General features: G+C 65.4%; 20 protein-coding genes. 12 read left to right on the top strand and 8 right to left on the bottom strand.

The window, feature by feature from the left end:
* The first annotated feature begins 204 nt into the window (after positions 1–204).
* Positions 205–1,164, top strand: a complete 960-nt coding sequence (locus tag F4827_RS04735; protein WP_183722212.1) for a nitronate monooxygenase family protein — start codon at positions 205–207, stop codon at positions 1,162–1,164.
* A gap of 24 nt (positions 1,165–1,188) precedes the next feature.
* On the opposite strand, the gene F4827_RS04730 is transcribed toward F4827_RS04735, so the two are convergent.
* From F4827_RS04730 to F4827_RS04720, 3 genes are all read right to left on the bottom strand, one after another.
* Complete coding sequence (locus F4827_RS04730) at positions 1,189–2,145, bottom strand: LysR family transcriptional regulator (protein WP_183722208.1); 957 nt, start codon at positions 2,143–2,145, stop codon at positions 1,189–1,191.
* A gap of 205 nt (positions 2,146–2,350) precedes the next feature.
* On the bottom strand, positions 2,351–3,460 hold the full coding sequence (locus tag F4827_RS04725) for a porin (protein WP_183722205.1): 1,110 nt from the start codon (positions 3,458–3,460) through the stop codon (positions 2,351–2,353).
* A 624-nt stretch (positions 3,461–4,084) separates the two neighbouring features.
* Positions 4,085–4,630, bottom strand: a complete 546-nt coding sequence (locus tag F4827_RS04720) for a hypothetical protein (protein ID WP_260174970.1) — start codon at positions 4,628–4,630, stop codon at positions 4,085–4,087.
* Positions 4,631–5,314: 684 nt separating this feature from the next.
* Between F4827_RS04720 and F4827_RS04715 the strand changes: the two genes are divergently transcribed.
* From F4827_RS04715 to F4827_RS04705, 3 genes are all read left to right on the top strand, one after another.
* Positions 5,315–6,349: a bile acid:sodium symporter family protein gene (locus F4827_RS04715; protein ID WP_183722199.1), complete on the top strand. Its 1,035-nt coding sequence runs from the start codon at positions 5,315–5,317 to the stop codon at positions 6,347–6,349.
* A gap of 324 nt (positions 6,350–6,673) precedes the next feature.
* Positions 6,674–8,515, top strand: a complete 1,842-nt coding sequence (locus F4827_RS04710) for a phosphodiesterase (RefSeq protein ID WP_183722196.1) — start codon at positions 6,674–6,676, stop codon at positions 8,513–8,515.
* Positions 8,516–8,696: 181 nt separating this feature from the next.
* Positions 8,697–9,128 (top strand): hypothetical protein, encoded by a 432-nt coding sequence (locus tag F4827_RS04705; protein WP_183722193.1) that lies wholly within the window; start codon positions 8,697–8,699, stop codon positions 9,126–9,128.
* A gap of 120 nt (positions 9,129–9,248) precedes the next feature.
* Here F4827_RS04705 and F4827_RS04700 read toward each other — a convergent pair whose 3' ends face one another.
* The gene (locus tag F4827_RS04700) at positions 9,249–9,404 is read right to left on the bottom strand and encodes a DUF3309 family protein (RefSeq protein WP_103702607.1); all 156 of its coding nucleotides are present in this window, start codon (positions 9,402–9,404) and stop codon (positions 9,249–9,251) included.
* Positions 9,405–9,615: 211 nt separating this feature from the next.
* On the opposite strand from F4827_RS04700, the gene F4827_RS04695 reads away from it, so the two are divergent.
* The 7 genes from F4827_RS04695 to F4827_RS04665 all read left to right on the top strand — a co-directional run bounded on the left by F4827_RS04695 (position 9,616) and on the right by F4827_RS04665 (position 18,906).
* Entirely contained in the window at positions 9,616–10,680 is a 1,065-nt protein-coding gene (locus F4827_RS04695; protein ID WP_183722190.1) for a LacI family DNA-binding transcriptional regulator, read from the top strand.
* 7 nt (positions 10,681–10,687) lie between these two features.
* A complete protein-coding gene (locus tag F4827_RS04690; protein ID WP_260174968.1) occupies positions 10,688–12,028 on the top strand; it encodes an AGE family epimerase/isomerase in 1,341 nt (446 codons plus the stop codon).
* 80 nt (positions 12,029–12,108) lie between these two features.
* Positions 12,109–13,086 (top strand): carbohydrate kinase, encoded by a 978-nt coding sequence (locus tag F4827_RS04685; RefSeq protein ID WP_183722187.1) that lies wholly within the window; start codon positions 12,109–12,111, stop codon positions 13,084–13,086.
* A gap of 183 nt (positions 13,087–13,269) precedes the next feature.
* Entirely contained in the window at positions 13,270–13,491 is a 222-nt protein-coding gene (locus tag F4827_RS04680) for a hypothetical protein (RefSeq protein ID WP_183722185.1), read from the top strand.
* Positions 13,492–13,624: 133 nt separating this feature from the next.
* Positions 13,625–13,870, top strand: coding sequence for a hypothetical protein (locus tag F4827_RS04675; protein ID WP_183722182.1), 246 nt, complete (start codon positions 13,625–13,627; stop codon positions 13,868–13,870).
* Between the two features lie 167 nt (positions 13,871–14,037).
* Complete coding sequence (locus tag F4827_RS04670) at positions 14,038–15,078, top strand: ion channel (protein WP_183722178.1); 1,041 nt, start codon at positions 14,038–14,040, stop codon at positions 15,076–15,078.
* A gap of 204 nt (positions 15,079–15,282) precedes the next feature.
* Positions 15,283–18,906 carry an indolepyruvate ferredoxin oxidoreductase family protein gene (locus F4827_RS04665; protein WP_183722176.1) on the top strand — a complete coding sequence of 1,208 codons (3,624 nt, stop codon included), beginning with the start codon at positions 15,283–15,285 and terminating at the stop codon, positions 18,904–18,906.
* A 65-nt stretch (positions 18,907–18,971) separates the two neighbouring features.
* Here F4827_RS04665 and F4827_RS04660 read toward each other — a convergent pair whose 3' ends face one another.
* A complete protein-coding gene (locus F4827_RS04660) occupies positions 18,972–20,249 on the bottom strand; it encodes an EAL domain-containing protein (protein ID WP_183722173.1) in 1,278 nt (425 codons plus the stop codon).
* Between the two features lie 414 nt (positions 20,250–20,663).
* Between F4827_RS04660 and F4827_RS04655 the strand changes: the two genes are divergently transcribed.
* On the top strand, positions 20,664–22,331 hold the full coding sequence (locus F4827_RS04655; RefSeq protein ID WP_183722170.1) for a Na+/H+ antiporter: 1,668 nt from the start codon (positions 20,664–20,666) through the stop codon (positions 22,329–22,331).
* 99 nt (positions 22,332–22,430) lie between these two features.
* Here the strand turns inward: F4827_RS04655 and F4827_RS04650 are convergent, their stop codons facing one another.
* The 3 genes from F4827_RS04650 to F4827_RS04640 all read right to left on the bottom strand — a co-directional run bounded on the left by F4827_RS04650 (position 22,431) and on the right by F4827_RS04640 (position 26,455).
* The gene (locus F4827_RS04650; protein ID WP_183722167.1) at positions 22,431–23,735 is read right to left on the bottom strand and encodes a solute carrier family 23 protein; all 1,305 of its coding nucleotides are present in this window, start codon (positions 23,733–23,735) and stop codon (positions 22,431–22,433) included.
* 482 nt (positions 23,736–24,217) lie between these two features.
* Positions 24,218–24,868, bottom strand: coding sequence for a DUF2239 family protein (locus F4827_RS04645; protein WP_183722164.1), 651 nt, complete (start codon positions 24,866–24,868; stop codon positions 24,218–24,220).
* Between the two features lie 81 nt (positions 24,869–24,949).
* Positions 24,950–26,455, bottom strand: a complete 1,506-nt coding sequence (locus tag F4827_RS04640; protein WP_183722161.1) for a sensor domain-containing diguanylate cyclase — start codon at positions 26,453–26,455, stop codon at positions 24,950–24,952.
* Between the last annotated feature and the right edge of the window lie 67 nt (positions 26,456–26,522).

The following is a 26,522-nucleotide window of genomic DNA, read 5'->3' as shown; positions in this document are numbered from 1 at the left end:
AGTGTGCGTGTGCTGCCATTGTATGAGGCGAGCGCAGCCGCAAACCGTGCTTTGGGGCCCATAGCGCTAGAAACCGAACACTCCCTCGAATCGCGCATCAAGCGTGCGCGCACCACCCGCCGCCTATAATCGAACGACCGTTTTCAAGCCCGCGCTTTCGAGTCGATTCCATCAGCGCTTACGCCGCGCCCAGGAGACACCGCTATGGCCTTGCCCGCCGTCCTGCAGAATCTGAGCTTGCCCGTGGTCGCTTCGCCGATGTTCATCGTCAGTTATCCCGAGCTGGTGCTCGCGCAGTGCAAGGCCGGCATCGTCGGGTCGTTCCCGGCGCTCAACGCGCGTCCCGCCGAGCTGCTCGACGAGTGGCTCACGCAGATCCAGGAGCAACTGGCCGCGCATAAGGCCGCCAATCCCAACGCCCAGATCGGGCCGATCGCCGTCAACCAGATCGTCCATCAGTCGAATGCGCGGCTGGAGCATGACATCCGCGTGTGCGTGCAGCATCGCGTGCCGATCTTCATCACCAGCCTGCGCGCGCCGCCGAGGGAACTGCTCGACGCGGTGCACAGCTACGGCGGCATCGTGCTGCACGACGTCATCAATCTGCGTCACGCGGGCAAGGCGCTGGAAGCGGGCGTGGACGGGCTGATCCTGGTGGCCGCGGGCGCGGGCGGCCATGCGGGCACGACTTCGCCGTTCGCGCTGGTGGGCGAAGTGCGGCGCATCTTCGACGGCCCGATCGTGCTCTCGGGCGCGATCGCGAACGGCGGCTCGATCCTCGCCGCGCAGGCGATGGGCGCCGATCTCGCCTACATGGGCACGCGCTTTATCGCCACCCAGGAGGCGCACGCGGTGGAGGGCTACAAGCATGCGATCCTGAATGCCAAATCCGCCGACATCGTCTACACCAATCTCTTCACGGGCGTGCACGGCAACTACATCCGCGAGAGCATCGTCAATGCAGGACTAGACCCGGATGCGCTGCCCGAATCGGATAAATCGGCGATGAACTTCGGCGGCGACAAGGCGAAGGCCTGGAAAGACATCTGGGGTGCGGGCCAGGGCGTCGGGCTGATGGACGACGTGCCCTCGGTGGCGGAACTGGTCGCGCGCCTGAAGCGCGAATACGACGAGGCGAAGGCCAAGCTCGGGATTGCCCCATGAAGCCGTAGGGCAATCGAGCGCGCCCTAGACCTTGGCGCGCTGCGCGGCCCGCGCCGCCAGCGCGCGGATCTCGTCGGCGTTGGGCCAGAGCGCGCGCTCGCCAAAGCGTGCAGCGAGAAAGTCCACGAACGAGCGCACCTTCGCCGACAGGTGGCGGCGGCTCGCATACACCGCGTAGATCGGCAGTTCGCGCGGCGGCAACGCATCGACGAGCAAGGGCACGAGACGGCCTTCGGCGATATCGTCGCCGATCACCTCCGTGCCCAGCATCGACAGCCCGCCGCCCTGCAATACCACCACGCGCAGCGCTTCCAGGTGATTGACGATCAGGTTGCCGCCAGGCTTCGGGCGCGCGCCCGATTCCGAGAACGGCGCGAGTTCCGCCGCCGAAGCGCCCGCATAGTGCACGAACTTGTGATTCGCGAGATCGGCGACTGATTTCGGTACGCCGTGGCGGCGCAGATACTCGGGCGACGCGCACAGCACGATATGGGCGGTGGCCAGCGGCCGCGCGATCAGAGACGACGATTTCAGCCCCGAAGGCGAGGCGCGGATCGCCACGTCGAAGCCCTCGTCGATCAACTCGACCACCCGGTCCGACAGCGTGATATCGACGGTCACCTGCGGGAAGCCCGCCGCGTAATCGGCCACCGCGCCCATCACATGACGCAGGCCAAAAGCCGTGAGCGACGACACGCGCAGCCGCCCCTGCGGCACCACGCTCGCCGCGCCGACGGCCTGACCGGCTTCGTCGAGTTCGGTGAGCGCCTGGGCGACGCGCTCGTAGTATTCGCGCCCGGCTTCGGTCGGCGCGACGCGGCGCGTGGTGCGGTTCAGCAAACGCGCGCCAAGCTGCTGCTCCAGGTGCATCACATGCTTGCTGGCCATGGCCGCCGACATTTCCATGCGCTCGGCGGCCGCGACGAAGCTCCCCGCTTCCACCACTTGCCGGAAAACTTTCATGCTGACGAGGGTATCCATCGTACTGCTCTTGCTCGTTCGGTCTATTTGAATCAGGAAACAATCGCCGATATTGTGCGCGCTTTATCAATTCCTGGTAGCCAAACGCGCAAGCTTCTGACTTGCTTCGGCCTTCATTGACCTTTGCGTCGCGCCAAAGAAAAATCCCCCGCGCTGCGAACAGCACGGGGGATTTTCGGGGCGTTGCGATGAAAGCGCTGGACGCCTAGAACTTCGCGCGCAGACCCACGCCGTAGGTCATGCCCGTCGACAGGTTGTCGTAGTGGTCGTACATATAGGCCGCGTAGAGATCCGTGCGCTTCGAGAGCGGATAGTCGTAGCCGAGCGCTGCCGTGTTGTGCGTCTGGTTCAGGCCGCCGGTGTCGCGCGAGTACGCGTACGACGCCATCACCGTGCCCGGACCGACCGGCACCGACACGCCGCCTTGCGCCGTGTTGACGTGCCAGCTGTTGATGTCGCTGTTGTTGTTCGTGTACATGTACTGGCCGAAGAACTTCACGTACTTCAGGTCGTACGACAGGCCAACTTGCGCCACGCCCTGGCTGCGCAGACCGACCACGGTGGTGTCGCCGCTCACGATGCTGCCGATGTCGCCCGGCGAGTTGTTGAAGTTGACGTACTGATAAACCGCCGTGGCTGCAAACGGGCCGTTGAAATACAGCGCTTGGGCGCTCCACTTCTTCTTGCCGTTTTCGCCGGCCGTGTTGCCCAGCGCGTACATCACCGAACCCGACAGGCCGTTGAAGTTCGGCGTCGAATACTGGATCGCGTTGTTCCAGCCCGAATCGCCCACCACGCCCTGGTCGGTCGTGTAGGTCGGGAAAGTCGAGAGGCCCAGGTACACGTGGTACACCATCGGCGAGAAGGTGTACGAATCGATGAACGGGTTGAACAGAATCGTCGAAACGAACAGTTGCGTCGTCAGGCGACCTGCCGTCACCGTACCGTAGGGCGATTCGATGCCCACGTACGAGTTACGCGCGAAGAAGGTGTCGCCCGCGAAGCGTCCGTACTGGCCGTTCTGCGCGCGGAAGAAGCTTTCCAGCGTGAAGATCGCCTTGAAGCCGCCGCCCAGGTCTTCCGAACCCTTCAAGCCCCAGTAGGACGTGGACATACCGCCGCCGCTGACATTCCATGCGGTCTGGCTGCCCGGAAAGCGAGTGGCGCCGACCCACTCGTCGACCTGACCGTAAAGCTGCACGCTCGACTGCGCAAAGGCCGACGACGATGCGGCGGCGAGCACGGCGGCAATGGCGCCGGCCTTGAGAGTCGTACGCAACGGGGAGCGCAGCGCGCGGCTGACGGCTGTAATCATGGGTTCTCCTGTCTTTGTCAAAAAAGTGTGACTGGCGGCTGTGGCGCTCGCGCAAACCGTTTGTTTTTGGTCGTTCGCATACGTGGCCGTTCTGGGCGGAACCATCTTCGCGAACCATTTTTATGGACAAAAATATCGGCTGTTATCGCCGGTATATCGGCCCGATTAGTTTGTTGTCCGCAAAATCTGCCGCGACCGCTTTCGAAGCTCGTTTTGCTGCGTTGCAATATGAACGACGTGGGGCTCGCAGCCCGCATGGACGGGGCTTTGGCCCGGTTTTCGCGTTAGCTGGCGAAGCCGTTGACGCAGCGCCACAGCGAAGGGAGGATTTGATGACGAAAGCCTTCTGTATGACGAGTGATTTCCAAAAAAGTGTGGTATCCACGCGTCAGTTTTCAGCGCGAAAAATCGCCTGGCCCGCAAAACCGGCAAATCAGGCGGGTTTTAGGCGGCAGAGGGACGCCGGGGTGCGTCGGTGCTGAAGTGGGGTGAGGCAGGGAAAGATTGCCGTCTGAGCGCGAAATCGTTCGCCTTATCGGGCCAAGGCGAAAATACGCTGCGGTGCAGCATCGTCATTTGGATGGCGATTCCAGCGATCGATTCGCTGCAATCGAATCGCTGCAATCAGTTGCGGTAAGGCGAGGGCATCGGCGGACGCGGCACGTCGCCGCCACCGCGCTGGTACGGACGGAACGTGCCGCGCTCCTCGTTGTAGCGTGCGACGTCCTCGCGAATCGAACCCGTGCGTACGGGCGAATCAGCGGGCGGATGCGGGACCTGATGCGTTTCCGCGCTCACAGGCTGGATCGGGCCGCGCGAGCCGCCAAAGCCATTGCCGAAGCCGTTGCCGAAACCATTGCCATAGGGATTTGCGCTGAAGCCGGGCGTTTCTCCACGCCGCTGCGCCTGACGACCACCGCCGTTGAGTGCGCCGCGCTCGCGCCAGTTTCCCTGGTCGGCCACGCGCATTGGTGCGGGACTGTTGCGGCGTTCGACCGCGCGGAGCTGCATGCTCCCGCCAAAATGGCCAACATGGCTGCCGCCCCAGTGCATGGGCGACGATTCGCGCACCATGGGCGCACGGCCAAAACTGCCGCCAGCGCCGTGAAAACCGCCGCCATGTGGCGCGAAGGAAGGCTGAGCATGGGCGAGCACGACCAGGGAAGCCAAAACGGCCCCTGATACCCACTGTCCCATCCGTAACAACCCTGCGCGCATTATGTCGATCACCTGCCCGATGATCCGCATGACCACCCGCCATTCGGGCCAAGGCGGGCCAGTTCCCGGAACGGGTGAGCCTCGATGCGCAACGATTGCCGCCACAATGGTCCAGCCAGTTCCTTGACGGTAATTTATGGGTGGCCGCCCAGGGTGTCGAGCCAAAAAGTGTTATGCCCTCGGAAGGGTTGTAACACCATGTTACTGCACGATTTTTCGGGTTTTGGAGGGTTGCCGGGCGGGCCTGTTTCGTGCTCCCACGAGCCCTGTTGGCCTGCACAGGCGCGCCTTCGCGGCGCATCGCGATGCGCATGTTTCGTCGTACTTGAGAAGCGGTCTTTTGCATGACGAATAAGCGAATAAACGGCAACCGATTGATCGGCGATGGGTCGAAAAAATCCCTCCATTGCGCCCTCCGACGATCCACGCGAACCGCCGTGAAACCCGCCCCGTCATGCGCACTACTCATTAATCGATGTCTCGAATGAATTTGCTTTTTCAATGAGCTTGCGCCGACAATAGGCTTTTCCGAAAATGGGCTTCCCGATAAGGGCTTCCCGATATTCCGATGACCCGCAGTGCTGCGTCCGCCGACGCACACCGCCCGGCGCCGACATGCGCACTTGAGATTGTCCGATGGCACGTCCGAAATTCCTGCCCGATAACTTCACGCTCTGCCTCGTCGGCACCGTGATCCTCGCGAGCCTGCTGCCGGTGCACGGCCAGGCCGCCACCGCGTTCAACTGGCTCACCAATCTTGCCGTCGGCCTGCTGTTCTTCCTGCACGGCGCCAAACTCTCGCGCGAAGCGATCGTGGCGGGCGCGACCCACTGGCGTCTGCATCTGGTCGTGCTGGCCAGCACCTTTATCCTGTTCCCGCTGCTGGGCCTGGCGCTCAGGCCGGTGCTCTCGCCGCTCGTCACGCCCGCGCTCTATATGGGCGTGCTGTTCCTGTGCACGCTGCCTTCGACGGTGCAATCGTCGATTGCCTTTACCTCGATCGCGCGCGGCAACGTGCCAGCGGCCGTTTGCAGCGCCTCGGCGTCCAGCCTGATCGGCATCTTCGTCACGCCCGCGCTCGTGAGCCTCATGGTGACGAACCAGAGCGCCGGCGGCAGTTCCGCCTGGCATACGGTGTGGAACATCGTGCTGCAACTGCTGGTGCCGTTCGTGGCGGGTCAATTGCTGCGCCCCGTGATTGGCGGCTGGATCGAACGCAATCGCGGCGTGCTCAAGTTCGTCGATCAGGGCTCGATCCTGTTGGTGGTGTACGGCGCATTTTCCGAAGCGATCAATGAAGGTCTGTGGCACCACACGCCGCTCGCGGCGCTGGGCGGGCTGCTGATCGTCAACGGCGTGCTGCTCGCGCTCGCATTGGGCATCACGATCTTCACGAGCAGGAAGCTGGGCTTCTCGCGCGCCGACCAGATCACGATCATTTTCTGCGGCTCGAAGAAGAGCCTCGCGGCGGGTGTGCCGATGGCGAAAGTGATCTTCGCTTCCAACGCCGTGGGCGCGGTCGTGTTGCCGTTGATGCTGTTTCACCAGGTCCAGCTGATGGTGTGTGCGGCGCTCGCGCAGCGCTGGGGCGCACGCGACATGAGCGCGGAACGCGCAGCACAAGCCGGTGACGAATCGCACGGCGGTGCGACGGCGGCAGGCCGTCGATAACAGAACCGGCACGTCTCACGGGGAGCCGGCCTTTTTACGGCTGCCTCGCGCCCGCTGCCTCGCGCCCGCTTCCCCACGCCTGACTCATCGAGCGGCCACCCTGGCCGCTTCGAATCTCCCCCGCCTCTCGCCCGGTTCGCGCTTGTTCGCGTTCGCAGGACGTCAACAATCAACAACAAACAACAGCAAACAAACGCGCAAACGTTGGCCCACCCATTTCGCACCGTTTCGCACCTTTTTTCTTCGAACTGTCATTAAAAGTTCATTTAATTGTCCGACGCTGCTGCCGATATTCCCGTCGTCCAAGCCATCCTGGCTCTTTCCATGTCTGCACGCGCGTCCACGCCGTCCGCCCCAACGCATCACGAGGGCGCCCCGCCCTCGACCGGCATCGAGGCCTTGATCGCCCAGCGCCAGCTGCGCGCCGTCTTCCAGCCCATCGTCGACTTCGACGATGGCGCGATTCTCGGTTACGAGGGGCTGATTCGCGGCCCGGCCGGCTCGCCCTTCGAGTCGCCCGCCGCGCTGTTCGCGCAGGCCAGCGAGGCAGGCTGCACCACGGCGCTCGAACACGCCGCAGCCCTTGCCTGCATCGACGCGTTCAACGCGCTCGGCTGCCACGGCAAGCTGTTTCTGAACTTCAGCGCGACCGCGCTTTGCCAGCTGGCCAGCATGGGCATGGACACGCTGTTCGCACGCATCGACGCCCATCGCGTCGTGATCGAGCTGACCGAGCAAAGCGCCATCGCCGATCTGCGCGATTTCGCGCCGGTGGTCGCGGCCTTGCGCGCGGCGGGCGCGCAGTTCGCGCTCGACGATTACGGCAGCGCCAATGCCAGCATGAACCTCTGGGTGCAGTTGCAGCCCGACGTCGTGAAAATCGACCGGTACTTCATCCAGGACATCGCCAACACCGCGCTCAAGTTCGAGGCCGTGCGCGCCATGCAGCATTTCGCGCAGGCAAGCGGCGCGCGGCTCGTGGCCGAAGGCATCGAAAACGAAGCCGATCTGCTGGTGCTGCGCGACATGGGCATTGAAAGCGGCCAGGGCTTTTTCCTCGGCCGCCCGCAGGCGCAGCCGCGCGCGCGGATCGACGAGCGCGTGCGCGCCGCGATCAGCGCGCAGCACATCGCCGTGTTTCCCGAGCTCACGCGCAACAGCGGCGCGAGCCCAGGCGGCGGCGCGCCCGCGCAGAAGATGCTGGTGCACGCGCCCGCGCTGCCGCGCCGCGCGACCAATAACGACGTGCTCGAACTCTTCACCCGCATGCCCGAACTGCACGCGGTCGCCGTGGTGGAAGGCGAAACGCCCGTCGCGCTGATCAACCGGCGCGCCTTCATGGACCGCTACGCGCTGCCCTATCACCGCGAGCTGTTCGGCAAGAAGGCCTGCCTGCAATTCGCCAATGCGCAGCCGGTGCTGATCGAGCAAACGATGAGCGTCGAGCAGATGGCGGCGCTGCTCGCGAGCGACGATCAACGCTATCTCGCCGATGGTTTCGTCATCACCGACAACGGCCGTTACGCGGGGCTCGGCACCGGCGAGAGCCTCGTGCGCGCGGTCACCGAAGTGCGCATCCAGGCGGCGCGTTACGCGAATCCGCTCACCTTTTTGCCCGGCAATATCCCGATCAGTTCGCACATCGAGCGCCTGCTGTCGCATGACGCGGGCTTTCACGCCTGCTATGTCGATTTGAACCAGTTCAAGCCGTTCAACGATCAGTACGGCTACTGGCAGGGCGACGAGGTGCTCAAGTTCGCGGCCCAGGTGCTGGCGGATGTGTGCGACGCCACGCGCGACTTCCTCGGCCATGTGGGCGGCGACGATTTTCTGATCCTGTTCCAGAGCGAGACGTGGCGCGAGCGGGCAAGCCGCGCCATCGAAACCTTCAACGCCGGGGCGCTGCGGTTTTACGCGCCCGTGGACCGCCTCTCGGGCGGCATCCACGGCGAGGACCGCCAGGGTCATCCGACCTTCTTCGGCTTCGTGACCATGGCGATTGGCTGCGTGCATATCGCGCCAGGCGGTGGCGCGCAGCACGGCAGCGAAGCGATCGCCTCGCTGGCCGCGATTGCCAAGCGCCGCGCCAAGCAGGAGGCAACGGGGCTGGTGGTGATCGAAGGCGGAGAAAGCGCAGAACTGCTGCCGGCGCTGGCGCACGGATAAGGGTGGATTTCGGCCTTTCGTCGGACGCGGTCGACACCACCGGATGAATGCCCCGACGCGCGCGCGAACCCCACAAAACGTCGTCGGTTTCATGCGTTCAGCAACGCAAGCCCCAGACTGGGATGACGGCGTGCGCGGGCGCGGCGTTTCCTTTGCTCCGCCACGAGTCCTCGGAGCACATATGGCCACCGGTTCGTACACCGATATACGCGATCTCAAAGAATTCCCGAGCTTTCGCGACGCTGAGCTAATCGGAATAGAACACAATCCCTCGTTGCGCACGCTTGAGCTTCGCTTTCGCCGGGTAGGAGGCAAAGTCGAGGCACTCAGATTTTCCAGCGTGATCCGTCAGCGCTTGATTGATTTTGCTGGGCAGAACGTCGTGTCAAGGCTGCTGATATCGCCAGGCTACGCGTTTTCATTGGCAGAAGTTCGCAACTGGCTGCACTGGATGAATAGCCGCGACGACGCCAAAGGTGCGGCGATTAGCGAGCAGAACGGGGAGGATTGTGTGAGCGATCTGGCGGCAGGCCATCACGTGCTGTTCGTTCTGGAGCCATCGTGCGGCGCAGAAATGGCCGTGCTCTGCGAGTCGCTTGCGCTGAAGGTTTGAACGCGAAGCGAAACACGCGCGGCGGGCCACGCCCGATCAAAAAAGGCCGACGCGGATCCCATCCGCGCCGGCCTTTTCGTTTCTTTTCGTTTCTCAGTGCGCCGCGCGAAGCGGCGAGCGCTAGATCGTCCCCATCAACACGAGCACGACCACCACGATGACGACGACCCCGAGCGTACCGGATGGCGCGTAGCCCCATGAGCGGCTATGAGGCCAGGCGGGAAAAGCGCCGATCAGCAGCAGGATCAGAATAACCAGAAGCAAGGTGCCGAGCATGATGCCCCCGTAAGGTTCAATTGATGACCCGAGTCGTAGAGCAACCGGCGTTCCCGGCCAGTCTGTTTAGCTAGTTTTACTAAACACGTAATTTTACGTTTATCTCTGTATTTACGGGTATTTACGGGGGATTTTCGGGCCGACGCAACGTTGCGGACTGATGTTTTTACTATACAATCGCCGCAAAGCTGACCGGGCAAAAACAGGAACCATGGGGACAACCATTCGCGACGTCGCGCAGGCCGCCAACGTGTCGATCGGCACGGTGTCCCGCGCGCTCAAAAATCAGCCCGGCTTGTCCGAGGCCACGCGCCTGCGCATTGTCGAAGTCGCGCGCTCGCTCGGCTACGACAGCGCGCAACTGCGCCCGCGCATTCGCCGCCTCACCTTCCTGCTGCATCGTCAGCACAACAATTTTTCCGCCAGCCCATTCTTCTCGCACGTCCTGCACGGCGTCGAGCAAGCCTGCCGCGAGCACGCCATCGTGCCCGCCCTGCTCACCGCCGGTCCCGCCGACGACACCATCCAGCAACTGCGCCTGCACGCGCCCGACGCGATCGCCGTGGCCGGTTTCGTCGAGCCCGAAACGCTGCACGCGCTGGTCGCGCTGCAACGCCCGCTCGTGCTGATCGACCTGTGGGCGCCGGGCCTGCGCTCGGTGAACATCGACAACGGCGCGGGCGCGGCGCTCGCCATGCATCATCTGTTCGGCATGGGGCGGCGGCGCGTGGCCTTTATCGGCGGGTCGCTCGCGCACTACAGCATCGCGCAGCGCGCGCTCGGTTACCGGCGCGCCTTCTTCGAAGCGGGCCTGCTGTTCGATCCGTCGCTGGAGATCACCATCGACGGCGGGCTCGATCCCGACACCGGCGCGACGCTCGCCATGCAACGCCTGCTCGACGCGGCGAGGGCGCGCGGCGAAGCGCCGCCCGACGCCGTGTTCGCCTACAACGACGCTGCCGCCCTCGCCGCCATGCGCGTGTGCCTCGCGAGCGGCCTGCGCGTGCCGGAAGACGTCGCGATCATCGGTTTCGACGATATTGCGGGCGCTTCGCATGCCGCGCCCGCGCTCTCGACCATCGCGGTCGACAAGGAAGCGCTTGGGCGGCGCGGCGTGGAACTGCTGCTCGAAGAAGCGCCCGCGACGCCGGAAATCGTCCTGCCCGTGCGGCTGATCGAACGCGCCAGCACCGCCACGCAGCCACACAATGCGCACGCAGCGCACGCAGCGAACGCCGCGCCGCACGCGCTCGCCGCACACGCCCAGTCAACCTGAGAACGCCATGACGAAGCCCATCGACACCCTTCACGCCCACGACAGCGCCGCTGCGGCCAGCAAAGCGCCAGCCGTCGCGAGCTTTCGCGACCGCGCCTTCCTGCTCGGCCATGTCGCGGACACGCTGCGTTTCTACGCGCCCAACGTGTTCGACGCCTCGGGCGGCTTCTTCCACTACTTCCGCGACGACGGCTCGGTCTACAACGCGCACTCGCGCCATCTGGTGAGCAGCTGCCGCTTCGTCTTCAATTACGCGATGGCGTATCGCGAAACCGGCGACGCCCAGCATCTCGCCTACGCACGCCACGGCCTGCAGTTCCTGCGCGAAGCGCACTGGGACCCGCAGCATCAGGGCTACGACTGGGAGATCGACTGGCGCGACGGCAGGAAGCGCGTGCTCGACGCCACGCGCCACTGCTACGGCCTCGCCTTCGTGCTGCTGGCGTACGCGCACGCGGCAATGGCCGGCATCGAAGAAGCGAAGCCGATGATCGCCGCCACCTTCGAGTTGATGGAGCACCGCTTCTGGGACGGCGCAGCGGGCCTCTACGCCGACGAAGCGAGCGCCGACTGGGTGGTGTCCGGCTATCGCGGCCAGAACGCCAATATGCACACCACGGAAGCGCTGCTCGCCGCCTACGAGGCGACCGGCCACCTCGTCTATCTCGACCGCGCGGAGCGCGTGGCGTCGAACATCACGCTGCGCCAGGCGAAGCTCTCGCAGGGACTCGTGTGGGAGCACTTTCACGCCGACTGGTCGGTGGACTGGCACTACAACGAAGAGGACAGCTCGAACATCTTCCGCCCGTGGGGATTCCAGCCCGGCCACCAGACCGAATGGGCCAAGCTGCTGCTGATTCTGGAGCGACATCGTCCGTTGCCGTGGCTGCTGCCGCGCGCCATCGAACTGTTCGACGCGGCGATGGCGCACGCCTGGGACAACGATCACGGCGGCCTCTATTACGGCTTCGGCCCGGACGGCACCATCTGCGACCACGACAAATACTTCTGGGTGCAGGCCGAAACGTTCGCCACCGCCGCGCTGCTCGGCAAGCGCACCGGCAACGAGCGCTTCTGGGACTGGTACGACGAGATCTGGCGCTATAGCTGGGCGCATTTCGTCGATCATCGCTATGGCGCGTGGTATCGCATCCTCACCTGCGACAACCGCAAGTACAGCGACGAGAAAAGCCCGGCTGGCAAGACCGACTATCACACCATGGGCGCCTGCTACGAAGCGCTCAACGGGCTGCCGGGACGCGGCATGGCGCCGGTGATCGGGCGCGCGCGTGCCGATGAAGCCGCCGATGAACCGGCGCGCGCGAACGGCACCGACGACAGCGTCTGACCGGAACGGCGCAACCGGAGGCATGTAGCGAAACACAGCGGAAATAGCGGAAATATCGAAACATAGCGAAGGATCAAGCGATGAGCACCTGCAGCACTGGCCCCGACTTCTCGTCCGGCTTCCCCGCGTTTATCTCGGCGGGCGACATCCTCACCGATCTCGTGCGCGGCGCCGCGCCGGACGGCGCGAACGCGCCCGCAGGCGCGCCGGGCACGGACTCGCACTGGCGCGCCCACCCCGGCGGCGCAGGCTGGAACGTCGCGCGCGCGGTCGCACGCCTGGGCCTGCCCACGGCCTGCGCGGGCGCGCTCGGCACCGACAACTTCTCGGACGAACTCTGGAACGCCAGCGTCGCCGCCGGTCTCGACATGCGCTTCATGCAGCGCGTCGAGCGCGCGCCGCTGCTGGCCATCGTCCACCAGACGCATCCGCCCGCGTACTACTTCATCGGCGACAACAGCGCCGATCTCGCCTTCGATCCCGCGAAGCTGCCCGCAGGCTGGCGCACGCACGCCAAGTGGGCGCACTTTGGCTGCATCAGCCTCGTGCGCCAGCCGCTGGGCGAAACGCTCGCGACGCTCGCCGCCGAACTGCGCGCGCAAGGCGTGAAGATCAGCTTCGATCCGAACTACCGCAACCTGATGGCGCACGGTTACGCGCCGATCCTGCACCGCATGGCCGCGCTCGCCGACCTCATCAAGGTCTCCGACGAAGACCTGCGCATGCTGTTCGCCGACAAAAGCGAGCCGGAAGCGATAGCCGCCATGCGCGCGCTCAATCCCGCCGCGACGCTGCTGGTCACGCGCGGCGCGCAGGCGGCGACGCTCTACGTGGGCGACGAAGTGTTCGAAGCCGCGCCGCCGCGCGTCGAAGTCGCGGATACGGTGGGCGCGGGCGACGCTTCCATCGGCGGACTGATGTTCAGCCTGATGAGCGCGCCGCAGCGCAGCTGGCCGCAGCATCTGGCGTTCTCGCTCGCGGCGGGCGCGGCCGCATGCCGCCGCGCCGGCGCGTACTCGCCGACGCTCGACGAAGTGGTTGCGCTGATCGCCGATTGAGCGTCGATTGAGCGCCAACCAAGCGCCGACTGAGCACCCACGAACCGCCTCGGGCGCGCGCCATGCGCTCCCCTGGCCGATCGGCAAGCGTGACATGAAAGCGCCGCGCCCGCGTCACGAGCCTGCCCCGCAGCCGCGCGATCAACGTGCTAGCATGAGTTTTCCTTGCGCGAGGAGCAGGCTATGGAAGACGTCAGCTACACGAAGGGGATCTATACGGCGGTCGCCTCGGTGCGGCCCATGAACGCCGGGCAGTATCAAGGCCTCGTCTCGCTGGCGCGCGACGACGGTGAGGAGCTCGAAAACGCCCTCTACGAAGTGGATGCGGCCTCGGGCACGCCGGAAGAAGCGCTGGAGGAAGCCAAGGCGCTGGCGCATCGCCTGCTGGGCGAGCTGGAGCTGTAAGCACCGCCGCAGTACATCCGTTAGCGCGCGGGGCGGCGATCCCGTCCCTCGCGCCGGTTCTGGGCCGCACGAATCTCCCCCGGATTCACCATCCCCGTGCGGCAGTTCCGACAACCACGGTCAGGAGGCGATCATGACCGAGCAACTTTTCCTCTATGGCGTCTACGCCATTCACGTGCATCCGCTCGAACTGCAAGGTTCGCGCTGGGACGCCGAATATCAGATCACCCATCGCGACAAACCCGTCCAGCCGTGGATCACGATTGGCGGCAGCAGCGGCTTTCCGCGAAGCGCCGAAGCGATCGACGCCGCGCGCCGTCAGGCCATCGCCGATATCGATCATGGCGCGGGCATTCCCCGACCGCGCGCGTTTCCATGACGGTTGCGTGACGTCTCTGTGACGATCAACGCTGTGCGGACGCCGGTTCAGGACCGCACCTGAGTCCGGCTTGATGCGACGCAGCCCGGCCTCGCACGCGCAAGCTTGTCCAGCTTCATTGGCATTGCTACGCTTGCGGGCAATTCGACCCCGCAGCAGGGATTGCCATGACAGCCGAAACGCCCGAGCGCGACGCGCGCGAACACACCACCGCCGCACAGACGCCAACGCCGACCACAGCACAAGCAGAACCCCACGCCGAAGCCGCCACCGATTCGCTCACGCCCCCCGCCGACTGCGCGCCCCCCAAAGCGCGCAGGCGCGGCGCGCGCGCGGTGCGCGTGGGCGCACGCGAAGTGACCGTCTACGGCATGCCGGTGCAGACCTGGACGGACTTCTACCACTACGCGCTGACGATGCGCTGGCCCACCTTCTTCGCTTCGCTCGCGGGCCTGTTCATGGTGCTCAATACCGCGTTCGCGTGCCTCTATGAACTGGGCGCCGCCCCCATCGCCAACCAGTTTCCGCACGGCTTCATGGGCGCGTTCTTCTTCAGCGTCGAAACGCTCGCCACCGTGGGCTACGGCGACATGCATCCGCAAACCGTCTACGCGCACCTCGTCGCCACGTTCGAGATTTTCGTCGGCATGTCGGGCGTGGCCTTGGCCACGGGACTGGTGTTCGCGCGCTTCTCGCGCCCGCGCGCAAAGATCTGGTTTGCCCGCCAGGCCGTGATCCATCCGCTCGAAGGCCGCATGACGCTGATGGTGCGCGCCGCCAACGCCCGCCAGAACGTGATCGCCGAAGCCTTCGCGAAGCTGCGCCTGATCCGCATCGAAACCTCGCCGGAGGGCTATACGGCGCGGCGCATTTACGATCTCAAGCTGGTGCGCTCGGAGCATCCGCTGTTTACGCTCGGCTGGAACCTGATGCATGTGATCGATGAGTCGAGCCCGCTCTACGGCACCGACGCCGAAACGCTCGCGCGCCAGAGCGCATCGCTGCATGTGGTGATCGAAGGCTCGGACGAATCCACCGCGCAGACCATGCAGGCTCGCCATATCTGGGTCGATGCCGATATCCGCTGGCAATACCGCTATGTCGACCTGATGACCGATATTGGCGGCGTCAGCGTGATGGACTACACGCACTTTCACGATGTGGTGGCGTTCGAGGACACGCGTCCTTATGGCCCCCAGGTGATTTGAGACAATTTGAGACAAACGGACCGCCTTGCGCCCCGCAAAGAAAGATCTCTCTCAAAATTGTCCAACTGTGGGCAGGCTCTCGCGCGAAAGCAGGCCGCCCCCAATTAGTTAGCAAAAAATTTCCGTCATTGGCGCGAAAAAATAGAGTCTTCAACGCATCCCGGCATCCGGCGCTGCGTGACAGAAAAAACGGAGACTCCCCCCATGACCGCGCGCCCCGCCTTTGGCGATTCGTCCTCGCCGCTCGATACGCCGCCCCTCGCTGACTACAAGCTCACCGACAACCTCACCGCCACGCGCGGCCGCATCTTCCTCACCGGCACCCAGGCGCTGATCCGCCTGCCGCTCATGCAGCGCGCGCTCGACCGCGCGCACGGCCTGAACACCGCCGGTTTCATTAGCGGCTATCGCGGCTCGCCGCTCGGCATGGTCGACCAGCAGGCGTGGAAGGCGAAGAAGCTGCTCGAAGCCGCCGACGTGCGCTTCCTGCCCGCCATCAACGAGGAACTGGGCGGCACGGCCGTGCTCGGCACCCAGCGCGTGGAAGCAGACCCGGAGCGCACCGTCGAAGGCGTATTCGCGATGTGGTACGGCAAGGGACCGGGCGTCGATCGCGCGGGCGACGCGCTCAAGCACGGCAACGCCTACGGCTCGTCGCCGCACGGCGGCGTGCTGGTGGTGGCGGGCGACGATCACGGCTGCGTGTCGTCGTCGATGCCGCATCAGAGCGACTTCGCGCTGATGGCGTGGCATATGCCCGTGGTAAATCCGTCCAACATCGCCGATATGCTCGAATTCGGCCTGTACGGCTGGGCGCTGTCGCGCTACTCGGGCGCGTGGGTGGGCTACAAGGCGATTTCGGAAACGGTGGAATCGGGTTCGACCGTCGATCTCGATGCGATCAGAACCGACTGGGTCGCTCCCGAAGGGTTCGAGCCGCCCGCAGGCGGCCTGCACAACCGCTGGCCCGATCTGCCGAGTCTCGCCATCGAGCAGCGGCTGGCCGCCAAGCTCGACGCCGTGCGCCATTTCGCGCGCGCCAACAGCATCGACAAATGGATCGCGCCCAGCCCGCACGCGAACGTGGGCATCGTCACCTGCGGCAAGGCGCATCTGGATCTGATGGAAGCGCTGCGCCGCCTCGACCTGAGCATCGACGATCTGGAACAGGCAGGCGTGCGCATCTACAAGGTGGGCCTGTCGTTCCCGCTGGAAATGTCGCGCATCGACGCCTTCGTCGCGGGCCTCGATAACGTGCTCATCATCGAGGAAAAAGGCCCAGTGATCGAGCAGCAGATCAAGGATCATCTGTACAACCGCACATCGGGCGCGCGCCCTGCCATCGTCGGCAAGCATGCGGAAGACGGTACGCTGCTGCTCTCCGATCTGGGCGAGCTGCGCCCTTCGCGCATCCTGCCCGTGTTCGCCGCATGGCTCGCGAAGCACAAGCCCGCGCTCGATCGCCGCGAGCGCGTGGTCGATCTGGTCGCGCCGCAAATCCTCTCCAATGTGGCCGATGCCGTGCGCCGCACGCCTTATTTCTGCTCGGGCTGCCCGCACAATACCTCGACGAAGGTGCCGGAAGGCTCGGTCGCGCAGGCGGGCATCGGCTGTCACTTCATGGCGTCGTGGATGGAGCGCGACACCATGGGGCTGATCCAGATGGGCGGCGAAGGCGTCGATTGGGCCTCGCATTCGATGTTCACGAAAACGCGCCACGTGTTCCAGAATCTCGGCGACGGCACCTACTTTCATTCAGGCATCCTTGCGATTCGCCAGGCCGTGGCCGCGAAGGCCAATATCACCTACAAGATTCTCTATAACGACGCCGTGGCGATGACGGGCGGACAGCCCGTGGACGGCAGCATTTCGGTGCCGCAGATCGCGCGCCAGGTGGAAGCCGAAGGCGTGTCCCGCTTCGTGGTGGTCAGCGACGAAGCCGAGAAATACGACGGCCATCACGGCCTCTTTCCCAAAGGCACGACCTTCCATCACCGCAGCGAGCTGGACGCCGTACAGCGCGAACTGCGCGAAACCTCGGGCGTGACCGTGCTGATCTACGACCAGACCTGCGCCGCCGAAAAGCGCCGCCGCCGCAAGAAAGGCGAATTCCCGGATCCGGACAAGCGCCTCTTCATCAACGAAGCCGTGTGCGAAGGCTGCGGCGATTGCGGCGTGCAGTCGAACTGTCTGTCGGTCGAGCCGGTGGAAACGGAGCTGGGCCGCAAGCGCCGCATCGATCAATCGTCGTGCAACAAGGATTATTCGTGCGTGAACGGCTTTTGCCCGAGCTTCGTCACGATCGAAGGCGGCAAGCTCAAGAAGGCCGCGGGCGCGGCATTCGATCCGCAGGCGCTGGCCGCGCGTGTCAATGCCTTGCCGCTTCCCGCGACGCATCTGGACAACGCACCCTATGACATTCTCGTCACCGGCGTGGGCGGCACGGGCGTGGTGACGGTGGGCGCGCTCATCAGCATGGCGGCGCATCTGGAAGGCAAGAGCGCTTCGGTGCTGGATTTCATGGGCTTTGCGCAGAAGGGGGGATCGGTGCTGTCGTTCGTGCGCTTCGCCGCCACCGACGCGCTGCTCAACCAGGTGCGCATCGACACGCAGCAAGCCGACCTGCTGCTCGCCTGCGACATGGTGGTGGGCGCGAGCGCCGACGCGCTGCAAACGGTGCGTCACGACCGCACGCGCATCGTCGTCAACACGCATGAAATTCCGAACGCCTCGTTCGTGCAGAACCCCGAAGCGAACCTGCACGCCGATGCGCTGCTCGCGAAGATGCGTCATGCGGCGACGGGCGGTGCAGTCGATGCGAAAGATCCGCTTTCCGCGTGCGACGCGCAGGCGCTGGCCCAACGCTATCTGGGCGACACCATCGGCGCGAATATCGTCATGCTGGGCTTCGCGTGGCAACTGGGTCTGGTGCCGGTGTCGCTCGCGGCGCTCTCGCGTGCGATCGAGTTGAACAACGTGGCGGTGCAGGCGAATCTCTTCGCGTTCTCGATCGGCCGCCTGGCTGCCGCCGACCCGGCCGCGCTGGAAGCGCTCGACGCGCAGCGCGCAGCCGCTGCCAAAGCCACGTCGCGCAAGCTCACGCAAACGCTCGACGAACTGATCGCCGATCGCGAAGCGCGCCTGCTCGCATATGGCGGCGCGGGCTACGTCAAGCGCTATCGCACGCTGGTCGATACAGCGCGCAACGCGGATCGCTCGACGCAACAGGCGCTCGCGCGCGCCGTCGCCACCACGTTCTACAAACTGCTCGCCGTGAAGGACGAGTACGAAGTCGCGCGCCTGCATGCCGATCCGGCATTCCGAGCCGCGCTCGAAGCGCAGTTCGAAGGCCGCGCGGGCAGCGACTTCACGGTGAAGTTCAATCTCGCACCGCCGCTCCTCGCACGCGAAAAGAACGGCCAGCCGCCGCGCAAAATGCAGTTCGGTCAATGGATGTGGCGCGCATTCGGACTCATGCAGAAAGGCCGCAGCGTGCGCGGCACCTGGCTCGATCCGTTCGGCAAGACGCTGGAGCGCCGCATGGAACGCGCGCTCGCCGACGACTACGAGGCGACGCTGCGCGGCGCAATCGCAAAGCTCTCAGCCGAGAACGCCGACGAAATCGCCAAGCTCGCGAATCTGCATCAACGCGTGCGCGGTTACGGCCACGTGAAGCTGGCGAATCTCGCGGCGGTGAAGCGCAGCGAGCGCGAACTGGGCGCGCGTCTGAAGCTCGACGTGAAGACCAGCGCAGTCGTGCAGGAATCGATCGACTCGTTCAAGGGCGCAGGCGCGCTGCGCGGCATTCCCGTGGTGGTGGCGAAATAAGCCTTGTTTCAAGGCATCGAATGGACGGCGGAACGGCGCGGGCGGGTTGAGTCCGCGCCGTTTTTTCATGCGAGCAGTTCCGCCAGCCAGTCCACATCGCCGCATAGCACGCACAGGCGGTCGCCCACCTGCACGGCCATCGAAAGCGTCACGCACGGCAGCGCCTCGTTGATCGACAGATAGGGCGAGGTCACATGCACGCGCCCGGGCGCCACCAGCGCCGCGCGGAAATACGGCCGACGCAGCCAGTTCGCGCCCTGCGCATCGTCGAGCGGCAAAAAGCGCGCGTCATGTTCCGCGCGATCCACGCGCAGCACGACATTGCGTCCGGCCTGACGCCCGTTCGCATCGAGCAGAAAACAACGCGCCGAATGATCGAGCGCCAGAAAATTCCAGCACACCTCTTCGAGCGGCTCGCCCGCGCCGAGGCGCTCCGCCGCGCGCTCGAACGCGCGCAGATACGGCGCGAGGCGACTGGCCGTGCCGCGCTCGCGGGCCTCGGTTTGTTGACGGAAGCGATCGGTGGCCTCCGCGATCACGATCTGCGCGTGGGTGGAGTCGGTCAGGCCGGGTGCGGGCCGCGCGAAGAAAAAGCCCTGCACGAAATCGGCATTGCACGAAAGCGCGAGCTGCGCTTCCTGCTCCGTCTCCACGCCCTCGATCAATACGAGCTTGCCCGCCTCGTGCAGCAGCGAGACCAGCGCGGGCAGCGTCGCGGCCATATCGGCGCGATGCGCGGCGTGCATCAGCATGATGCGATCGAGCTTGACGATGTCGGGATTCAGTTGCCAGACGCGGCCGATATCCACATGACCCGCGCCAAAGTCGTCGAGCGCGATCAGAAAGCCGCGCGCGCGGAATGCATCGACCGCATGGGCCAGCGCGTCAAGGTCCGTGGCGTCGGCTTCCAGCACTTCCAGCACGATGCGGCGCGGCGGCAGGCCCAGCCGGTTCAGGTTCGCGAGCAGCGCCGCCGCGTGATACGGCTCGGTGAGCGTGCCGGGATGCACGTTGAGAAACAGCCATTCGCGCTCGGCGCCAAGCAGCGAGAAGTTCTCCAGATGCAGTCCTTGCGCGAGCCGGTCGACCTGCAGCACCTCGCCCACGCGCGCGGCCTCGCCGAACACATCGATGGGCGAGATCGGCCGGTCGAGCGCGTCGTGGGCGCGCAAAAGCCCTTCATAGCCGATCGCACGCATGTGCGAGAGGCTGAAGACCGGCTGGAACACGCTGGTGAGCGTGAGCTCGCCATGTTGCGCGCTATAGCGCTGCAGCCCCGAAGTGACGCTCAGATCGAACCCATGGGGCGCGAGCGCCGTCTTTTCCTGTTGCTCTGTGATCATGCCTTCCTCTTCGCGCAAGTTGATCGCCGCGGCCTGTTGCCGCAGCTGAGGCGTTGCGCCACGCGAGGCGATAAAGCAAGGTCCGTGCACGCAGGCATCTGGAGCCGCCGCGCATCGAACCCTGCACCGCGCTCTGCGCCTGTGCGCGGCCAGCGGGCATGCCACACCCCGCCTGCACCAAACTGGGGCTTCCGCTCGGGACGCCGCGCGCGGCCTACTGCGCGCTTCACGACGGCCTAAACCGTCGTCGGGCTAAACTAGTTGTAAGCTAGCCGCCTGCCTCGTGGACCGTCCGCCGGGACCGCCCGGGGCTAACCGCTCCTCCGTTCGCAACGCTTCCGCATAAAGGGACACCCTGAAGCCGCTCATCGCGTGCTTTGGCGACCCGTCTTTGCCGCACTCTTTGCCTGCTCGATGGAAACACTCTTCACCGTTCTTATTCTGCTCCTTGCCGTCGCGCTTTCGGGCGTCATCGTGCGTCTTCTGCCCATCAAATTGCCCTTGCCGCTGCTGCAGATCGGCATTGGCGCCTTGCTGACGTTTCCGCGCGTGAATCCGCACGTGACCTTCGACCCGGATATCTTCATGGCGCTGTTCATTCCGCCGCTGCTGTTCGCGGACGGCTGGCGCATCCCCAAGCGGGAATTCTTCATGCAGCGGCGCGCGATCCTGATGCTCGCGCTCGGCCTGGTGCTGCTGACCGTGGTGGCGGTCGGCTACTTCGTGCACTGGCTGGTGCCGCAGATCTCGCTGCCGGTAGCCTTCGCGCTTGCGGCCGTGCTCTCGCCAACCGATGCGGTGGCGCTCTCGGCGATTGCGGGCAAGGACCGCATTCCCGCGCAGCTCATGCACATCCTCGAAGGCGAAGCGCTGATGAACGACGCCTCCGGCCTCGTGGCGCTCAAGTTCGCGGTGGCGGCGGCGCTCACCGGCTATTTCTCGCTGCGCGAAGCGACGCTGAGCTTCTTTCTGATCGCGGCGGGCGGCCTCGCCGTTGGAGCGATCATCGGCTGGGTGTTCAGCTTTGTTTCGGAGCGCTTCCTGAACTTCACCGATGAAGGCGATCCCGCGCCCGGCGTCGTGATGACCTTGCTGATTCCATTCGCGGCGTACCTGTTCGCAGAGCATCTGGACGTGTCGGGCGTGCTCGCGGCGGTGGCCGCCGGGATGATGATGAATTACACCAGCAGCGCACACATCGGACCGGTATCGACACGCGTGCGGGCGGCGAGCACCTGGTCGATGATCGAATTCGTCTTCAACGGCATGGTGTTCACGCTGCTGGGCCTGCAGTTCCCCGGCATTCTGGGCAAGGCGCTGCTGGAGGCACATCACACCAGCAACCTGCAGATGCTGCGCCTCATCATGTATGTCGCCGCCGTGCTGGTCGCGCTCTACGCGATGCGCTTCGGCTGGGTCTGGCTGCTGCGCTGGGTGGCGAGCCGTGGCGCGGCGCGTCATGGCGTCTCCGATGCGGTGCCGGGCGTGCGCACCGTGGCGATCACGACGGTCGCCGGCGTGCGCGGCGCGGTGACGCTTGCGGGCGTGCTGTCGCTGCCGGTCGCGCTCGACAACGGCCTGCCATTGCCGGGGCGCGACAGCGCGATCTTCATCGCCACGGGCGTGATCCTCGCTTCGCTGCTGGTGGCGATCGTCGGCTTGCCGATTCTATTGCGCGGCGTGCGGCGCGGCGGCGAATCGAAACATGCCGCCGAAGAACGGCTCGCGCGTATCCAGGCCGCGCAGGCAGCGATCCGCGCGGTGGACGCGCATATGGAAACGGCCACGCGGGACATGGACGAATCCGAATTCGCCCATGCCGCCGATACCACGGCGCGCGTGATGGACACTTATCGGCGACGCCTGGCGACGCTCGACGCCGATCACGACCGCAGCAAGAACGCGCGTCAGGCGGAACAGCTCGAAGTGCAGATGCGGCTGGCCGCGATGCGCGCCGAACGCGCCGCGCTGCTCGAATTGCGCAACCGGCAGACCATCAACGACGAGACGCTGGGCAAGCTGATGCGCGAAGTCGATCTCACCGAAACGGCGATGATGAATCGCGGGCGTAATCGGGGCTGAAATCGGGGCTAGCCACGCCCGCTACAGACAAAAAAACGCGACGTCCTTGCGCAGAAGGCGTCGCGTTTTTCATGGTGCGCTCGCTCAAACGCAGCGCTTTCAGAGCGCCGCTTGTTGCGCCGGTTTTCTGCGCAGCAGCGCGTACAGAATGATTGCGCCGAAGGTCGCGGTGCCGATGCCGCCCAGACCAAAGCCGCCGAGCTTGAGCGAGAAGTCGCCCGCGCCCAGCACCAGCGTGACCGCGGCGACGATCAGGTTGCGGTTATCCGAGAAGTCGACCTTGTTGACCACCCAGATGCGCGCGCCCGTCACCGCGATCAGACCGAACACGACGATCGACACGCCGCCCAGCACCGGGCCCGGAATCGTCTGGATCACCGCGCCGAACTTGGGCGAGAAGCCCAGCACCAGCGCGATCACCGCGGCGATGGCGAACACCAGCGTCGAATAGATTTTGGTGACGGCCATCACGCCGATGTTTTCCGCGTAGGTCGTCACGCCCGTGCCGCCCGCGAAGCCGGACACAATGGTCGCCAGACCGTCGCCGATAAACGCGCGGCCCACGTAACGGTCGAGGTTATGGCCCGTCATCGCCGAAACGGCCTTGATGTGGCCGAGATTTTCCGCGACCAGGATCACGGCGATGGGCACCAGCAGCGTCATCGCGTGCGGATCGAACACCGGCGCGCTGAACTTCGGCATGCCGAACCAGGCGGCGTTGGCGACGATCGAGAAGTCGATCGGCTTGCCCAGACCCATACCGTTGGTGACAACCGCATAGATCGCATACGCGATCATCAGGCCGACCAGAATCAGCAGGCGTTGCAGCATGCCGCGCGTGAACACGGCCACGCCGCCCACGCACAGCACGGTGACGAGCGCCATCCACGAATCGAACTGCGTGGCGCTCACGCCCTTCACGGCGATGGGCGCGAGATTCAGGCCGATCACGCAGACGATCGCGCCGGTCACGACGGGCGGCATGAGCGTCTCGATCCACTTCGTGCCGATGACCGACACCAGCACGCCGATCAGCGCATAGACCACGCCGCACGCGATGATGCCGCCCAGCGCGAGCGGAATATTCGTATTCGGACCGTGCCCGCCATAGCCCGTGACGGCAATCACGAGGCCAATGAAAGCGAAGCTGGAGCCCAGATAGCTGGGCACGCGCCCGCCAACCACGACGAAGAACAGCAGCGTGCCGATCCCCGACATGAAAATGCAGAGGTTCGGGTCGAAGCCCATGAGCAGCGGCGCGAGCACGGTCGAGCCGAACATCGCGACGACGTGCTGTACGCCCATCGCGAACATCTGCGGCCAGGCTAGGCGCTCGTCGGGCGCGACGACGCTTTTCGCGGCGCCCGTTTGGGCGCGCCAGCGGGGAAACCAGGAATCGGACATGAGGGTTCCTTTTTTATGTGCTTTGGTGTGCTTGTGGTGTTGTGACCTGATACCGCGACCGTCTGTGGCCGCGTATCGTCCGCGACGCCCCCGGGATGACGCGGGCTGCCAGTGTGGTCAGGTGCTATTTGTTTGGAACGGAACGCGGCCCGCGTGCATGCTGCGGGAGCCGCGTCTTGGCCGTCAGAGAAATCACGCGCGAGTGTACGGAGCCGCAATCCGCGTGGCAAGGCAAAGTCTCCCTGCGTGTGGGCAGGAGGAAACACCCGAAATGCGCGCGGGGATGGAGATTCGGACAAGTCTTATATCGAGGCGCAGGGGCTGTCCGTAGACTGGATCTACTGCGTGACCCCATGACTGTTCATGCAGAGGTTGTAAGTTGTAAACTCTCCGACTTCCCGCTCATGCCTTTCGGCCTGAGCGGTTTTTTTTCGCCTGCGGTTTTGGTGGCTTTCGTGTAATTGCGTCAGGCGGTAAGGCGCTCAGGCAAACGCGCCTTGCGCCAGTTCCCGCACGTAGTCGCGCACGCCCTCGGGCCAGTCCACGCTCCACGCTTCAAAGCGCGCGCGCTCGCCCGCGTAGAGCGCGCGCAGCGCCTCCTCGTAGCCCGGCAGATTGCCCGCCAGCGCCGTCATGAAGCGATGCACGGCTTCGCGCGAGGTGCGCACGCGATCCTTTGCCTCGCTGGCGTGGCGCGCGTTATCCACCAGCTTGCGCAGCACCACCGACGCGCCGCCCGGTTGCGCCGCCAGCCAGTCCCAGTGACGCGGCAGCAGCGTGACTTCGCGCGCGACCACGCCGAGCTTCGGGCGGCCACGTCCACGCGGGGTGTCATCGTTGAGTGCTTCGCCTGGGGTGTCGGTTGCGGTTTCGCTCGCCGCGGCGGTTTTCGCCTGCCAGGCCGCATCGGCAGCCAGACGTGCGGCGACATCGGCGGGACGGCCGCGCAAGTCGAACTCCACCTGGGTGGCGTCGCGGTCGTCGAAGACCAGCATGGACGCCGATTCGCCCTGCTCCAGCGCCGCCTTGACCGCCAGCGCCACGTCGAGCGGCGCGCCGCGCGCGATCAGCCGTGTGCCCGCGAAGGCTGTGACGCCCGCGCCATGGGGCGCTTGAGTGGATGTCGCTGTCATCGTGATGGTCCTTACGTTTAACGATGCGGCGAATATTACCCGGATAAATTTATCGACGCAATATCATCCGGGTAAAAATGTTTACAGCTCCGGCCCGGCGCTGTGGTGCTCGCGCGCAAAGCTCGGCTGCCAGGCCGCCACGCGGTTGCGGCCCGCGCGCTTGGCGATGTAGAGCGCGGCGTCGGCGGCCTCGACCAGCGCACGCCAGCTTTCGAAATCGCTCGCGGATGTGCTCGCCACGCCGACGCTTGCCGTGAGCACGTTGTTGGGACTGTCCGCGTGCGGAATGTCGAGCGTCTCGATGGCTGAGCGCAGTTTCTCCGCGTGGGCGAGCGCCTGGGCCGCGTTGGTCTCGGGCAGCAGCAGCACGAACTCCTCGCCGCCGTAGCGCGCCGCGCAATCGCCCGGCCGCCGCGCATGGCTGCCGATCGAACGCGCGACAGCCGCCAGCGCCGCATCGCCCGCCGCATGGCCGTAGCGGTCGTTGTAGAGCTTGAAGCGGTCGACATCGAGCATGATCACGGCGAGCGGCTGGCCCGAGCGCCGCGCGCGCAGCCATTCGTGATCGGCGCGCGCCTCGAAGGCGCGGCGGTTGGCGAGCGCCGTGAGCGCATCGGTGCCGGCCAGCGCGCGCAACTCGTCTTCGAGCAGTTCGCGACGCCGCAACTGGCGCGAGAGCAACGCCGCGAACGCAATCAGCGAGGCGTCGAGCAGCACTGTCAGCGAGCCGATGATCCATGCGCGCGCACGCCATTCGGAGTAGATGTCGCCGGCCGCCACCGCCACACTGAAGATCAGCGGATAGCCGTCCACGCGCCGAAACGCGAACCAGCGGCGCACGCCATCCACCGGCCCGACGCCGAAGAAGCCGCCCTGTTGCTCGCGCTCGAAGCGTTGAAACAGCGCCGAATCAGCGAGGCTCCCGCCGATCAACTCCGGCGCATATGGGCGGCGCATGAGCAGCGTGCCGTCGGCGAGCGTGAGCGTGACCGCACCATGCGCGCCGATCTCGACCCCGCTCATCAGACGACGGAAATAGTCCAGCCGCATCGTGCCCACCACCACGCCCGCGAACGAGCCGTCGGGCTTTTGCAGACGACGGCTGAGGCCGATGGTGGCGTTGTCCGGGCCATCGCGCGCCATCATCGGATGGCTGACGTAGAGACCCGTATGCGGCGAGTCGCGCTGCGCGATGAAGTAGTCGCGATGGGCCACATTGAGCTCGCGCGGCGGCGCGCCGCGCGAATCGAACACGACATCGCCGCTGGCATTGGCGACCAGAATCGCGCCGAGATTCCTCGCCGTCGCCGAACGGTCGAACAGCACGCTCTGGCGCAGATCGTAGGGGAGTTCGGTCAGGCGCGGATCGTCGATGGCGTCGATCACGCCTTGCAGGGCCAGCGCGTAGACATCGAAATTGCGCTGAGTATCGCGCTCGAACAGCAAGGCCATGTTGTAAGCCGCGGCGCGGGCGCTGGCGAGCGCGTCCTCGCGCATCTGCGCCATGACCCAGCCGGCCACCGCGGTGAGGGCGGCAGCCAGCACGATGCTGATGGCGATCACGGCGTTCGGTCGGCGGGTCATCATGGCGGTGGACTCGCGTACGCGCGGGCGAGAAACGGAACGCGCACGTCGATGCGCGGCGCGCGCGCCG

Source organism: Paraburkholderia bannensis (genome assembly GCF_014200455.1).
Classification (GTDB): domain Bacteria; phylum Pseudomonadota; class Gammaproteobacteria; order Burkholderiales; family Burkholderiaceae; genus Paraburkholderia; species Paraburkholderia bannensis_A.
The sequence above is the reverse complement of the archived record's forward strand: the minus strand, read 5'-3'. Positions and strand labels throughout refer to the sequence as shown.